The 13467-nt window shown below is 39.7% G+C and carries 14 protein-coding genes; 2 read left to right on the forward strand and 12 right to left on the reverse strand.

The window, feature by feature from the left end:
* Positions 1-40: 40 nt before the first annotated feature.
* From A6B40_RS05010 to ubiE, 10 genes are all read right to left on the reverse strand, one after another.
* Positions 41-382 carry a YggL family protein gene (locus tag A6B40_RS05010; RefSeq protein WP_025235250.1) on the reverse strand — a complete coding sequence of 114 codons (342 nt, stop codon included), beginning with the start codon at positions 380-382 and terminating at the stop codon, positions 41-43.
* 31 nt (positions 383-413) lie between these two features.
* Entirely contained in the window at positions 414-1163 is a 750-nt protein-coding gene (trmB, locus tag A6B40_RS05015; protein WP_176672322.1) for a tRNA (guanosine(46)-N7)-methyltransferase TrmB, read from the reverse strand.
* Positions 1164-1172: 9 nt separating this feature from the next.
* Positions 1173-2123, reverse strand: a complete 951-nt coding sequence (locus A6B40_RS05020) for a beta-ketoacyl-ACP synthase III (RefSeq protein WP_176671751.1) — start codon at positions 2121-2123, stop codon at positions 1173-1175.
* Between the two features lie 145 nt (positions 2124-2268).
* The gene (gene hemB / locus A6B40_RS05025; RefSeq protein WP_025342166.1) at positions 2269-3288 is read right to left on the reverse strand and encodes a porphobilinogen synthase; all 1020 of its coding nucleotides are present in this window, start codon (positions 3286-3288) and stop codon (positions 2269-2271) included.
* Positions 3289-3350: 62 nt separating this feature from the next.
* Complete coding sequence (tatC, locus tag A6B40_RS05030; protein ID WP_025248231.1) at positions 3351-4106, reverse strand: twin-arginine translocase subunit TatC; 756 nt, start codon at positions 4104-4106, stop codon at positions 3351-3353.
* Complete coding sequence (tatB, locus tag A6B40_RS05035; protein ID WP_025248232.1) at positions 4093-4731, reverse strand: Sec-independent protein translocase protein TatB; 639 nt, start codon at positions 4729-4731, stop codon at positions 4093-4095. The genes tatC and tatB overlap by 14 nt, the downstream gene beginning before the upstream one ends.
* 3 nt (positions 4732-4734) lie before the next feature.
* The gene (gene tatA, locus A6B40_RS05040) at positions 4735-4983 is read right to left on the reverse strand and encodes a Sec-independent protein translocase subunit TatA (protein WP_025218049.1); all 249 of its coding nucleotides are present in this window, start codon (positions 4981-4983) and stop codon (positions 4735-4737) included.
* Between the two features lie 104 nt (positions 4984-5087).
* On the reverse strand, positions 5088-6725 hold the full coding sequence (ubiB, locus tag A6B40_RS05045; RefSeq protein WP_176671752.1) for a ubiquinone biosynthesis regulatory protein kinase UbiB: 1638 nt from the start codon (positions 6723-6725) through the stop codon (positions 5088-5090).
* On the reverse strand, positions 6725-7354 hold the full coding sequence (locus tag A6B40_RS05050; protein ID WP_176671753.1) for a ubiquinone biosynthesis accessory factor UbiJ: 630 nt from the start codon (positions 7352-7354) through the stop codon (positions 6725-6727). Before A6B40_RS05050 ends, ubiB begins: the two co-directional genes overlap by 1 nt.
* 2 nt (positions 7355-7356) lie before the next feature.
* Complete coding sequence (ubiE, locus tag A6B40_RS05055; protein WP_176671754.1) at positions 7357-8145, reverse strand: bifunctional demethylmenaquinone methyltransferase/2-methoxy-6-polyprenyl-1,4-benzoquinol methylase UbiE; 789 nt, start codon at positions 8143-8145, stop codon at positions 7357-7359.
* A gap of 329 nt (positions 8146-8474) precedes the next feature.
* Here ubiE and corA point away from each other — a divergent pair, with 329 nt between their 5' ends.
* On the forward strand, positions 8475-9428 hold the full coding sequence (gene corA / locus A6B40_RS05060) for a magnesium/cobalt transporter CorA (protein WP_176671755.1): 954 nt from the start codon (positions 8475-8477) through the stop codon (positions 9426-9428).
* A 263-nt stretch (positions 9429-9691) separates the two neighbouring features.
* Positions 9692-11302, forward strand: a complete 1611-nt coding sequence (locus tag A6B40_RS05065; protein ID WP_236966853.1) for a DUF4153 domain-containing protein — start codon at positions 9692-9694, stop codon at positions 11300-11302.
* 43 nt (positions 11303-11345) lie between these two features.
* On the opposite strand, the gene A6B40_RS05070 is transcribed toward A6B40_RS05065, so the two are convergent.
* Both A6B40_RS05070 and A6B40_RS05075 read right to left on the reverse strand, forming a co-directional pair.
* Positions 11346-12350 carry an ornithine carbamoyltransferase gene (locus A6B40_RS05070; RefSeq protein WP_138317347.1) on the reverse strand — a complete coding sequence of 335 codons (1005 nt, stop codon included), beginning with the start codon at positions 12348-12350 and terminating at the stop codon, positions 11346-11348.
* Between the two features lie 78 nt (positions 12351-12428).
* Positions 12429-13268: a PhzF family phenazine biosynthesis protein gene (locus A6B40_RS05075; RefSeq protein WP_176671757.1), complete on the reverse strand. Its 840-nt coding sequence runs from the start codon at positions 13266-13268 to the stop codon at positions 12429-12431.
* Positions 13269-13467: the final 199 nt, after the last annotated feature.

A 13467-nucleotide genomic window follows, 5' to 3' on the forward strand; every position in this document is an offset into this window, starting at 1 on the left:
TTTTCAGAAAAATATGACCGCTTGTATCAGTGTAAATCAATTAAACTTGTGCCGGGTAATCCCACCAAATATCGAACAACTCGCTTACTTGTACATTTTGTAAACCATTGTTTTCTAACCAAGTTTTCACTAATTGACGGTGAGATTCATCACATTTGCCTAATTTTTCTAAGCAAACTAAACCTTCCCAATTTAAGTAGCCGTTTGCTTCTAACGCTAAACCGTTTGGTTTGATCACTTCATCAATGAAACGATCAACTGTTTCATCAATTTGGTCGATACCTGTATTTTCAGCAAAACTAAATTTGATTAAAAAACCTAACTCTTGGTATTCACCTAAGTGCATTTTTTTACGCTGACGAGCATTACGTTGAACTGCCATTTTTTCTCTCCTCTATTAAGTAAACTATTACTTATTTTTTAACAAAATATAGATCCCACACACCATGCCCTAGCTTGTGCCCTCGCTCTTCAAATTTGGTCAAAGGGCGGAAATCGGGGCGTGGAATAAAATCGTTGGTTGCTGATGTATTTTGCAATTTATCCTCAAATTGGCGTAACACTTCAAGCATATGCTCTGAGTAATTTTCCCAATCGGTTGCAAAATGAATAAAGCCATTTGGGCTTAATTTTTCAATCACTCGTGTGATAAATTCAGGCTGAACAATACGGCGTTTGTGGTGTTTTACTTTTTGCCACGGGTCTGGGAAATAGAGCTGCAAGCCGCCGAGCGTGCCGTCTGCAATGCTATCTCGCAAAATTTCGGTGGCATCGTGGCAAATCACTCTCAGATTTTTCACGCCTTTTTCTAACGCATAAGCGATACAAGCCCCTACGCCAGGGGTGTGAACTTCAATGCCGATATAGTTGCGATCCGGGTTTTGCTCCGCCATTTCCACCAGCGATCTGCCCATCCCGAAACCGATTTCCAACACAACCGGATTGTTGTTGCCGAAAATCTGCTCAAAATTAAATGGCGTTGCCTGATAATCTAAGCCGAGATTCGCCCAGTTATTGTTCATCATATCACGCTGATAATCGCTTAAGCGACCGGTACGCAATACGAAACTACGCACTTTTCTTAAATAGCGACCATCTTCGGTAAATTCAGCTTGCTCTACGGTTTTGCGTTTTTTATCTGCAAAAGTTTGCTTTTCTGACATCATTCCGCCTTAAAACTTCACTAATGCAGAACCCCAAGTCCAGCCGCCGCCGAAAGCCTCGAGAAGTAATAATTGCCCACGTTTTACACGCCCATCACGCACCGCTTCATCAAGAGCTACCGGCACCGTCGCCGCACTGGTGTTGGCATATTTATCAAGGGTTACTACCACTTGGTCCATTTCCATCTCTAATTTTTTCGCCGTTGCAGTGATAATACGTAAATTTGCTTGATGTGGAATGAGCCAATCAAGATCTGATTTTTGTAAATTATTTGCTTCTAACGTTTCTTCTACCACGCTTGAAAGTTGGTTCACTGCAATTTTGAAAGTTGCGTTGCCCTGCATTTCAATAAAGCCGGAACGCTCTTCACCACGCTTTTGACCTTTTAAGGTAAGATTATTGTCCAAATCTGGCGAAGCGTGTAAGTGCGTTGAAATAATCCCTTGCTCCTCGCTGGCTTCTAAAATAACTGCACCTGCTCCATCGCCAAATAACACAACGGTGCTGCGGTCAGTTTCGTCTAACATTCTGGAGTTGATGTCTGAACCAATCACTAACGCTTTTTTCACTTGCCCATTACGCACAAATTGATCGGCAACACTTAACGCATACACAAAGCCCGTGCAAGCAGCTGCCACATCAAATGCAATAGCATCTTGAATATTGAGCAAGCCTTGAATTTGGCAAGCCGCACTTGGATAAGCGTGGGAATTGGTAGTTGTACCAACTACGATTAAACCAATTTCATTAGCGTCAATTTTTGCCATTTCTAAGGCTTGTTGAGCCGCTTTTGCTCCCATTGTAGCCACGGTTTCATCAGCTCCTGCAATACGGCGTTCACGAATGCCCGAGCGAGTAACAATCCACTCATCAGAGGTGTCCACCATTTTTTCTAAATCAGCATTGGTCCGCACCTGGCTCGGTAAATAACTTCCCGTTGCTAAAATTTTGCTGTTCATATTTTTGATTATTCTCAATCGATTAAAAATAGTAATCTGTTATTATAGCTTGAAAATGTAGAAATTTACAGACATTACAAGCGGTTGTTTTTTATAAATAATTTGCAAAAAAACGCATAAATTTAACCGCTTGCAATTTTATTTATTATTTCGTTTGGGCATCTTCATACAACCACTTTGCTACACGTTTTGCGAAATAGGTTAAAATGCCGTCTGCTCCAGCTCGTTTAAAACAGAGCAAGCCCTCCATAATACATTCACGCTCTTTTAGCCAGCCGTTTTGAATAGCCGCCATATGCATTGCGTATTCGCCGGATACTTGGTAAGCAAAGGTCGGTATACCAAAGTTTTCTTTCACACGCCACACCATATCCAAATACGGCATTCCCGGCTTGACCATAACCATATCAGCCCCTTCTTGAATATCCATTGCTACTTCGTGCAAGCCCTCGTTACCGTTAGCAGGATCGACTTGGTAGGTGTATTTATTGCCGCCTTTTAAATTGCCGGCAGATCCTACCGCATCACGGAAAGGTCCATAATAGTTAGACGCATATTTTGCTGAATACGCCATAATTTGCGTGTTCACGAAACCGTTGGCTTCCAAGGCTTCACGAATTTCGCCAATTCTTCCATCCATCATATCGCTTGGGGCAACAATATCCGCCCCTGCTTCGGCGTGGGATAACGCTTGTTTCACTAACACTTCGGTGGTGATGTCATTCAGTACATAGCCTGTTTCGTCAATAATGCCGTCTTGTCCGTGCGTGGTGAACGGATCTAACGCCACATCGGTAATCACGCCAAGTTCAGGAAATGCCTCTTTTAACGCACGCACCGCACGTTGAGCCAAACCCTCAGGGTTATACGCCTCTTCCGCCATTAAAGATTTTTTCGCATCACCCACCACAGGGAAAAGTGCCACTGCCGGCACGCCATATTTCACAAGTTCTGCTGCTTCAACTAAAAGTTGGTCGATAGTTAAACGCTCCACACCCGGCATTGAAGGAACTTGCACTCGCTGATTTTCGCCTTCAATCACAAACACAGGATAGATTAAATCATTTGCGGTTAATTGGTTTTCTGCCACTAAACGGCGGCTAAAATCGTGTCTGCGTAAACGACGCATACGGCGTAGAGGGAATTGAGATTGAATTACTTGCATTTTAAATTTCCTAAAAGAATAAAGGCACAGCCGCAGGTGCTATGCCTTTTTTAACAAAATGATTACTGTGCAACCTGTTCTGATGGTTCATCATCATCTTTCGGGCGATAAAATCTGGCACACAACACACCTACTTCAAACAATAAACACATCGGAATGGCTAATAAAGTTTGTGAGAAGATATCAGGTGGTGTTAAGAACATACCGATGACAAAAGCCGCCACGATAATGTACGGGCGTTTTTCTCTTAAATCTTCAGGGGTAGTTACTCCTGCCCAGCATAACAAGATGATCGCTACAGGTACTTCAAAACAGATACCAAACGCCATAAAGATGGTTAAAACGAAATCTAAATAGCTGCTGATATCGGTTGCCATTGTTACCCCTTCTGGGGCAGTTGAGGTTAAAAAACCGAAAACTAGTGGGAAGACCACATAATAAGCAAAAGCCACACCGCAGTAGAACAACAAAGTGCTTGAAACCAATAGCGGATACACTAAGCGTTTTTCCTGTTTATACAATGCAGGGGCAACGAAAGCCCAAACTTGATACAGAATAAAAGGTACAGACAAAAACACTGATACAACAATGGTTAATTTAATTGGGGTAAAAAACGGTGTTGCAACGTTGGTTGCAATCATTGTCGCCCCTTCAGGCAAGTTTTCCGTTAAAGGGGTTGCCAATAGGGTGTAAATATCGTTTGCCCAATAAACTAAGCAACAAAAAACGACTAAAATGCAAATAAAACTGCGAAGTAAGCGATTCCTTAACTCGATTAAATGGGAAATCAGCGGTTGAGATTCATCAACTTGCGACATTCTTTCCCTCCGATTTTTGGTTAGACTCAACCGGTGCAGCTAAATCATCATCAGGTGGATAATAAGCTGACATATCCACCAGCGATTCCTCCATTTCAGCTAATTCTGCAATTTTATCTGGTGACAATTCACCTTCTACTTTAGAAGTGGGCAATTGCTCAGATAAATCATCAACTGCAAGCGGTTGATTTTCTACTGTTTTTTGCAATTCTTGAGCTTCTAGCTCTTGGCTTTCCTGCTCAATTTTTTGTTGGATTTCTGCCACTTGCTCATCGGTCAGCTTTGGTACTGTTGCCGATTTAGCAGCATTGTTGTCAAACTCACTTTTTGCGGAATTAATCGAGTCTTGCAACTGAGTTGCCGAGTTTTTCAAATCCTCTACAGTTTTACTCAACTCAGGCGAAAGAGAACTCAAATTAAGCTCTTCCGCCTTTTTAATGCTCTCTTTTAATTCCTGCAGTTTCAGCTCTTGAGCCAGCTCATTTTGCACGTTTGCGGCTAAACCTCGAATTGTACTCACCCAGCCCATTACGGTTCGAATTGCAATCGGCATACGTTTAGGGCCAAGCACCACTAAGCCCACAATCATAATCAGTACTAATTCAGAAAAACCTACATCAAACACGAATTAAACCTGCTCTTTATCTTTTACAACGGTTTGTTGTTGCTCTGTTGAAACTCTTTCTTTTACTTCAACCACTTCAACTTTTTCAACGTTATCAAATCCTGCGTCTTTTTTCTCATCAGACATTGCTTTTTTGAAGCCTTTTACTGATTCGCCTAAATCAGAACCTAACGTGCGTAATTTCTTTGTACCGAAAAGTAACACAATAATTGCAACTACAATCAGAAGTTGCCAAATACTAATACCGCCCATAAAAACTCCTTTCATTTAAGTTGGGTGAATAAAATCTTGTTTATTATATGCCAGTTTGACATATAAAAAAGGAATTTTGCAAAAAAATCGCAAAAAACAACCGCTTATTTACGCTGAGTCAAAATTAACAATAATGGAAAGAGTGTAAGCAATGGCACACTTAACCAAATTGGTAATGTTTCAAATTTCCAAAGCGTCCCCAAAATCACCATTGCAGAAACAGAAAGTGTGATAAAACGACTATTTCCATTACTCTGCTGAGATTTCAAACTTTCATTAATTTCTGCTAAGCGGAAATTAATTTGCTTTTGCTGTTGTAACGCTTTAAATAAAGCTTCAGGAAATTCGGCAAAATGCTCACGATATTGTGGTAAACGCTGTTTAATATCCCGAACCATCGCTTTCATCCCCACCTGTTCATTCAGCCAATTTTGTAAAAATGGCTTAGCGGTTTGCCATAAATCAAGCTGAGGATAAACCTGTCTACCCAAGCCTTCAATATAAAGTAAGGTTTTTTGTAACAACACTAACTGCGGCTGCACTTCCATATTAAATTCTCGAGCCACATTAAACAGATTCAGCAAAACGTGTCCAAATGAAATTTCAGACAACGGCTTGGCAAAAATCGGCTCGCAGACTTCACGGAAAGCTTGTTCAAATTTATCAATATCGGTATCCGGCGGTGTCCAGCCCGATTCCACGTGCATTAAGGCGACTCGGCGGTAATCACGGTTAAAAAACGCCACAAAACTTTCCGCCAAATAGCGTTTATCGTTATGGTTCAGCGTACCGACAATACCGCAATCAATGCCGATATATTGAGGATTATGCGGATTCTCACGACTAACAAAAATATTACCGGCGTGCATATCTGCGTGGAAAAAGCTATCACGAAACACTTGGGTGAAAAACACTTGCACACCACGTTCGGCAAGTAATTTCATATCTGTTCCATTTGCTTCAAGCTCGGCAATATTGGATACAGGAATACCGTAAATCCGCTCCATCACAATCAGATTTTTATGGCAGAAATCTTGGTACATTTCCGGCACATAGAGCATTTCACTGTTTTCAAAATTAGCTCTCAGCCGAACAGCATTATGCATTTCTTTGCGTAAATCCAGCTCGTCTAAAATCGTTTTTTCGTACTCTCTAACCACTTCGACCGCACGCAAACGCTTGCCATCATTTGATAATTTTGGGATCAGTTGAGCAATTTTATACATTAACTCCAAATCCGCTTTGATAACAGGTTCAATGCCCGGTCTAATCACTTTTAGCACTACATCTTTGCCTGCAAGCGGTTGATTTTGGTTAAATTTTGCCGTATGCACTTGAGCAATAGAAGCCGATGCTAATGCGGTTTCATCAAAATCTTCAAACCACGTTTCGAGAGAACCACCTAATGCTTGCTCCATAATTTGACGAGCAACTTTACCCTCAAACGGCTCTACATTATCTTGCAACAAGGCAAGTTGGTCAGCCAGCTCTGGGGCAAAAAGATCACGGCGAGTGGCAAGCATCTGCCCTAATTTAATCCAAACCGGTCCAAGCTCTTGCAACGCCAAACGTAAACGAACGCCATAAGGTTTTTCACTATGCTGATTTTTAACCCAAAACAACGCTCTACGCCCTAATTTCATTTTGCGGGTAATCGGCAGATTAGGAATGGCTTCATCAATGCCATAGCGGAGAAAAGTGTGGATAATTTGATAAAAACGCCGAATATTTTTAAATTGCATTAATGAATTCCTAATTTTGCGAATTTTTGCTCTAATTTGACCGCTTGTTGTGCCAATTCTTCGACCTGATCGTAAAAATTCACCGCTTGCAGGCGATGAACGAGCACAGGGCGTTCTTGCATTAAATTATCAACCAAATGTTGGTTATTTAGCTCGAACTGAGATTTAATTTTACCTGCCATCTTTTTCGCAAAATCGGTTGAAGTTTGTGCTAATACATCACCAATAAAAGGGGAAAGCAACTCCGCAGGGTCTTTTTCTAACTGCTCAAGTAACGTGGTGAAATGTTGCAACACCTGAATATCGCCATTTAGCACGAGCGATTTATTATTGATTAAGTCGGTGAGTTTTTGTTTATCTGCCAGTTTAGGGAGTGTTTCAAACGCCAATTGTACAGAACAATCCGGCTCGCCTTCATAGCTACCTAGCCAATCTGTTCGATTCTCACCAAACAGGATAAAAAAATCCATTTTGGGCGAAGTTAATTCAATTTTAAGCACTTTTCCTGTTAATTTACGTAGGTTAGGCTCAATATGTGGTGAGCGTTTAAGTAACGCATTAAATGCCGTTTCAATCAACCCAAAAGCAAATTGAGGAAACATCAATTGTTGTTTAAGTTCATTTAACATCGTTAAAATTTATAACCTCTGTGTAATGCCACAATGCCCGCACTTAAATTATAGTAATTTACGCTTTCAAAGCCTGCTTGTTCAAGCATCGATTTTAGTTCGTCTTGCTTTGGGTGCATACGAATAGATTCCGCCAAATAGCGGTAGCTTTCCGCATCATTGACCACCACTTCGCCAACTTTCGGTAAAATATTGAACGAATAGAAATTATAAAGCTGGCTGATTGGGTCAATAATCGGTTTTGAAAACTCTAAAACAAGTAAGCGACCACCCGGTTTTAGTACTCGGAACATTGAACGTAGAGCTTTATCTTTATCAGTAACATTACGCAGACCAAAGCTGATGACGATACAATCAAAAGTATTATCGGCAAAAGGCAAGCACTCAGCATTTGCCTGCACATAGCTCACATTGCCCACTACGCCTAAATTGCGTAGTTTTTCCCGCCCGACTTCAAGCATTGAGCTGTTGATATCCGCTAAAATCACTTCGCCTGTTTCACCCACAATACGAGAAAATTTTGCGGTAAAATCGCCCGTACCGCCTGCTAAATCAAGCACTTTCTGCCCTTTTCGAACACCACTGCAATCAATGGTAAAACGCTTCCACACACGATGGATACCAAATGAGAGCAAATCATTCATTAAGTCATATTTACCTGCCACCGAGTGAAACACATTCGCCACGAGCTGCTGTTTTTCTTCTTTAGCAACGGTTTTAAAACCGAAGTGAGTGGTTTCTGTAGCTTGGTCTAATTTTTCAATTTGTTCTGATTGCTGAACGTTATTCATAGCTCATTCTCTTTCATTAAAATTTAGGTGTAACCATAGCAAAAAAGCGGTCATTTTTCCTTAATAATTTGCAAATTTCATCAAAAAAATCACCGCTTGTAGCATTGTCAATTTTCCAAGCAAACCTCCGCTTACTTGACTAAAAAACCTAAATTCTGTAACATTCGCACATTATTTTTTCTTGAGGATTACACATTTTGGACAGTCATAGTCGATACTTAACTCTTTAACCTATCTTGTCTAACCTCAAATTACCGACAAGATCGGTAATACTCGCCTAGTATCTTTGTTCCTTTTTGTCCTAGCCTCCTAACCATTCGGAGCTTAATATGATCCGTGCTTTTGGACTGGATAACGCACGCTTAGTCAGCGTTGATGAAACTAACCCAACCCTGCTCAATGATGCAATTTGGATCGACCTCATCGACCCTTCTGAAGCTGAAAGAAGCGTGTTAGAAAACCGTTTAGACCAAACCCTTGCTGAAGAACACGAATTAGAAGACTTAGAAGCTTCTGCACGCTTTTTTGAAGATGAAGACGGCTTACACTTGCACTCATTCTTTTATTGTTTAGATGATGGTGGCTATGCGGATATTGCTACCGTTGCCTTTACTATTCGTGATGGGCGTTTATTCACGTTTCGTGATCGAGATTTACCGGCATTTCGCCTGTATCGTATGCGTTCACGCCGTGAAAAATTAATTGACAGTAACGCTTATGAATTGTTGCTCGACTTATTTGAAACCAAAATCGAACAGCTGGCAGACGTAATTGAGGAGGTCTATGCGAATTTGGAAAAATTAAGCCGTGTGATTTTAGACGGTAAACAAGAAAAAGATAACTTTAACGATGCACTTTCTCGCTTAACTGAATTTGAAGATGCCAGTTCAAAAGTACGCTTGTGCCTGATGGATACTCAGCGTGCATTAAGTTTCTTACTACGAAAAACCCGCTTGCCGAATAATCAGCTTGAGCAGGCTCGGGATATTATGCGAGATATTGAATCTCTACAACCACATAATGAATCGTTATTCCAAAAAGTGAACTTCTTAATGCAAGCGGCGATGGGTTATATCAACATTGAGCAGAACCGTATTATGAAATTCTTCTCAGTGGTGTCAGTAATGTTCCTACCTGCTACACTGGTTGCTTCTACTTATGGTATGAACTTTGAATTTATGCCTGAATTGCAATTTAAATATGGCTATCCAATGGCGATTGGTTTAATGATTGTAGCCGCCGCTACCCCTTATATTTACTTTAAGCGTAAAGGTTGGTTGTAAGAACAAAGCCCACAGTTTTCTGCTGTGGGCTTTTCTTTTCAATTATACTGTTAAAAATTTATTGTTGAGGATACATTATGCTAGGCAGGCTGCAACATTTCACATCAATGGTTAGGCAAACAGTTATTCAACACCCGTTAGAAATTCTATTTGTTACTTATGTTTCCTTTTTCTTAATTAAGAATATAAGCTATTTTAATGATTTTAGGCTATTGGAAAATCTCATTGCTCTTTCCCCGCTCTGCTTTGTGCTGTTATACCTTATGCGTAACAGCAAAGTATATTGGTTGCTTACTCCTATTCCGATTGCTATTAGCTTCTTCCACCATAAAATCAATCTAAACTTACTGGAAGACTCCCGTTATTGGGCGGTCACTCTCTGCACGTTTCTTTGCTTAATCAGCCAATATTGGCATAAGGATAACCGCAAATTTATTGATGAAATGTCGAACAAACTTATCAATATGGCATTTGCAGGAGCGTTAGCAATGATTATTTGGGGAGTATTGAGCTGTATTACGCTTGCGATTATCTTCTTATTTAATTTTGAAATGTATAGCAGCCCTATCTTTGAACGATTTGGTATTTTTGCCGGATCTTGGGCATTCCCCGTGCTGTTTTTAACGCTTGAGCAGCAAAGTGCAACTACAGACAGATATTTAAATAACATCGGCGAGATGTTGCTTAACTGGATTTTATCGCCAGCGTTAATTATCTATACCGCGATTATTTATGCCTATGTGGTCTATATTATTGCCAGAGGGGAAATGCCAAACGGCATAGTTGCCAACGTTGCCTTCCCTTATTTAACCATTGGCTTAGTAATACAAGCGGTTCAATTATTGTTACAAAATGCAAAATGGCAATGGTTCTACCGTTACTATGTTTATTTAGCCTTATTGCCTCTCGCTTTAGTGTGGTATGCCATCTATATTCGCATAAGCAATTACGGCTTAACCGAAGCCCGTATTTATTTAGTGATTGGGGCAATAACCCTAACTATCTGTTATGGATTATTACTAGTGCAACGTTTCGCTCAATACCGCTTATTCTCTGCCGTTTCGATTGCGGTTATTTTAATTTCGGTCTTTGTTTTAGACCCTCAAAAAATAGCGATTGAAGATCAAACCCAGCGTTTAGATAACTATTTGAGCGAACATAATTTGTTTGATGAAAATAATAAAATCAACAAAGAAGCCGTCTTTAAGCATAAACAATCACTAGGCGATAACCGTGCTGAAATTGAACGCTTTAATTCAATGGTAAGTTATGTTGCAAGAGAATTTCGCTCTGAAAAATTTAAAGAAAAATATGGTATTGAGTCATCTTATGAACTGATTAGCGAGAGAGATTATAATAATCCACGCATTTTTGAAACGGCTAATCGCAATCCTATTCGTTTAACCAAAGCCGATATGGAAAATGTGAAAGAGCTTATTGTTCTTGAGAGAAGGTTTTATCGCCCAAACCATATCTATACTCGAAGAACCGAAGAGGATAGAAATCAGTGCCAAACGTTAATCTATCAAGGTTATGACTTTACCACTAATGAATTTAATGCTGATAATTATACCGAAACCGCCCAAGCCTGTGATGAAATAAAAGCTCCGAAGGAATTTATCATCACCTTTAACGGTATTGAGCCTGAAATTCAGTTTAATATCGACGATGAAGTGTGGAAAATTTTCGCTAAGCATAATTTAGACATTACGCGAACGCATCAAGATGACGTATTGGAAAGCATAAAATCCGATCTACTCAACATTGATTTGGGTAATGCAGAGCTATCACTGAGTGATATTCGACTTCTCTTTGAAGATGACGTTGGCTATGTGGTAGATAATTTCACAACAAAATATTTGATGCTGAAATAGCAAAAAAGCGGATTATTTTTTAATAATCCGCTTTTAATTTCAACTAAGCCAAACTTGCCACCATCACCGCTTTAATGGTGTGCATTCGGTTTTCTGCTTGCTCAAATGCCACATTAGCGGGAGATTCAAACACCTCTTCAGTTACTTCAATGCCATTTGAAAGAGCAGGGTATTTTTCAGCAATATCTTTGCCAACCTTCGTTTCACAGTTATGGAATGCCGGCAAACAGTGCATAAATTTTACTTTAGGGTTGCCTGCCAATTTCATTAACTCTGCTGTTACTCGGTAAGGCATTAATAAATCAATACGCTCACCCCAGCTGTCTAATGGCTCGCCCATTGAAACCCAAACATCAGTATGCACGAAATCTACACCTTTAACCGCTTTTTCAATATCTTCCGTTACAGTAATTCTCGCCCCTGATTCTTCAGCAAATTTGTGACACATTTCAACTAACGCATCTTCAGGCAATAAGGCTTTCGGGGCACAAATACGCACGTCCATACCTAATTTTGCACCGATTAATAATAACGAGTTCCCCATGTTGTTACGGGCATCGCCAATATATACATAGCTAATTTGGCTGAGTGGTTTTTCGCAGTTTTCAATCATAGTTAAAACATCCGCCAACATTTGGGTTGGGTGGAATTCATCGGTTAAGCCGTTGAATACTGGCACGCCGGCATAATCGGCTAATTCTTGCACTACGGATTGTTTGTAGCCACGATATTGAATCGCATCATACATTCTGCCTAGCACTCGAGCTGTATCTTTCATCGACTCTTTGTGTCCGATTTGTGAAGAAGTTGGATCGATATAAGTGACGTGAGCCCCTTGGTCATAAGCCGCCACTTCGAAAGCACAGCGGGTACGGGTTGAGGTTTTCTCAAAGATTAAGGCAATATTTTTACCTTTTAACTTCTGCTGTTCTGTGCCTGCATATTTCGCACGTTTTAAATCACGAGCTAAGTCTAACAAAAAGCGAATTTCACGCTCGGTGTGGTTTACTAAACTCAGTAAATGTCTGTTTTTTAGATTAAATGCCATTTTGTTTCTCCCTGTAAACATTAAAATTAAATTATGCAATATTATTGCATAAAAATTCAATCAATAACAACTAAAATTTTACGGTAAATAAAACTCCCCTTTGCCGACTAAAATTGCTTTACCGCCAACAAAGATAATGTGTTTCTCATCAACACTTAAAGACAAACGATTCGGTCTATCTATTTCATCACCTTGAGAAATAATGACATTCAACGGTGTTAGCCCTTTTACAATATGCCAACCACCCAAATTTGCTGCAGCTGATCCTGTTCCCGGATCTTCAACAACAGTACCTTGAGAAGTAAAAAATAAGCGGGCTTTTACATTATTTTCTGTTCTATGCCAAATGTATAAGCTATCTTTTATCAACGGATTATCAATGAATAAATTTGCATTTATTTTGCAATTTTCGACCGCTTGTTTGGATGATAACCCAATGAGTAACTGCTCTACTCCTGTATTTACATAGCAAGGTTCACAAGCAATATTGCTAATCTCAAGCCCTAAAATATCGGCACATTCGGAACGGCTTAGCAGTGCATTTTCTATTTTTATTCCATTTTTTAAGGCAAAGGTAACTACATCATTTTTATGCTGAATTTCCACTAAACCTGCATTGGTTTCAATAATATATTCATCAGGCAAATTAAGCTGTGAACGTAAAACGAAGGCTGCACCAACCGTTGGATGTCCAGCAAAAGGCATTTCATAATCAGGTGTAAAAATTTTGAGTTTTTTGACCGCTTGTGAATGAGTAGGAGATTGAATAAAAACGACTTCAGAAAGATTAAACTGGCGAGCAATCAGCTGCATTTGGCTGCAATCTAATTCATCTGCCTCATAAAATACGGCAAGTGGATTGCCACCAAAATGGCTTTGTGCAAAAACATTAATTAACAAGTAAAAGCAGCTTTTCATAACACCCTTTTAAAATGAATAATTATTCATTACAGTTGATTTTTTGTTCTGCAAATTCTATCAGAGCAATCGTTTGCCTTCAAGGTGAGATATCTATTAATGGCTCAGTAATCTATGTTTCTAAAAAATAGATTAGATTTTCATCAAACTACATCTTTAGAGTTAGTAATTTTTGATTTATTTCAAAGTTTAAAAAAAT

The organism is Mannheimia varigena (assembly GCF_013377235.1).
In the GTDB taxonomy this organism is placed as follows: domain Bacteria; phylum Pseudomonadota; class Gammaproteobacteria; order Enterobacterales; family Pasteurellaceae; genus Mannheimia; species Mannheimia varigena.

Excerpts from the sequence above, each read along its gene's own strand:
- A6B40_RS05010 (WP_025235250.1), bottom strand. The coding sequence starts at position 382 with ATGGCAGTTCAACGTAATGCTCGTCAGCGTAAAAAAATGCACTTAGGT.
- trmB (WP_176672322.1), bottom strand. The coding sequence starts at position 1,163 with ATGTCAGAAAAGCAAACTTTTGCAGATAAAAAACGCAAAACCGTAGAG.
- A6B40_RS05020 (WP_176671751.1), bottom strand. The coding sequence starts at position 2,123 with ATGAACAGCAAAATTTTAGCAACGGGAAGTTATTTACCGAGCCAGGTG.
- hemB (WP_025342166.1), bottom strand. The coding sequence starts at position 3,288 with ATGCAAGTAATTCAATCTCAATTCCCTCTACGCCGTATGCGTCGTTTA.
- tatC (WP_025248231.1), bottom strand. The coding sequence starts at position 4,106 with ATGTCGCAAGTTGATGAATCTCAACCGCTGATTTCCCATTTAATCGAG.
- tatA (WP_025218049.1), bottom strand. The coding sequence starts at position 4,983 with ATGGGCGGTATTAGTATTTGGCAACTTCTGATTGTAGTTGCAATTATT.
- ubiB (WP_176671752.1), bottom strand. The coding sequence starts at position 6,725 with ATGCAATTTAAAAATATTCGGCGTTTTTATCAAATTATCCACACTTTT.
- A6B40_RS05050 (WP_176671753.1), bottom strand. The coding sequence starts at position 7,354 with ATGTTAAATGAACTTAAACAACAATTGATGTTTCCTCAATTTGCTTTT.
- ubiE (WP_176671754.1), bottom strand. The coding sequence starts at position 8,145 with ATGAATAACGTTCAGCAATCAGAACAAATTGAAAAATTAGACCAAGCT.
- corA (WP_176671755.1), top strand. The coding sequence starts at position 8,475 with ATGATCCGTGCTTTTGGACTGGATAACGCACGCTTAGTCAGCGTTGAT.
- A6B40_RS05065 (WP_236966853.1), top strand. The coding sequence starts at position 9,692 with ATGCGTAACAGCAAAGTATATTGGTTGCTTACTCCTATTCCGATTGCT.
- A6B40_RS05070 (WP_138317347.1), bottom strand. The coding sequence starts at position 12,350 with ATGGCATTTAATCTAAAAAACAGACATTTACTGAGTTTAGTAAACCAC.
- A6B40_RS05075 (WP_176671757.1), bottom strand. The coding sequence starts at position 13,268 with ATGAAAAGCTGCTTTTACTTGTTAATTAATGTTTTTGCACAAAGCCAT.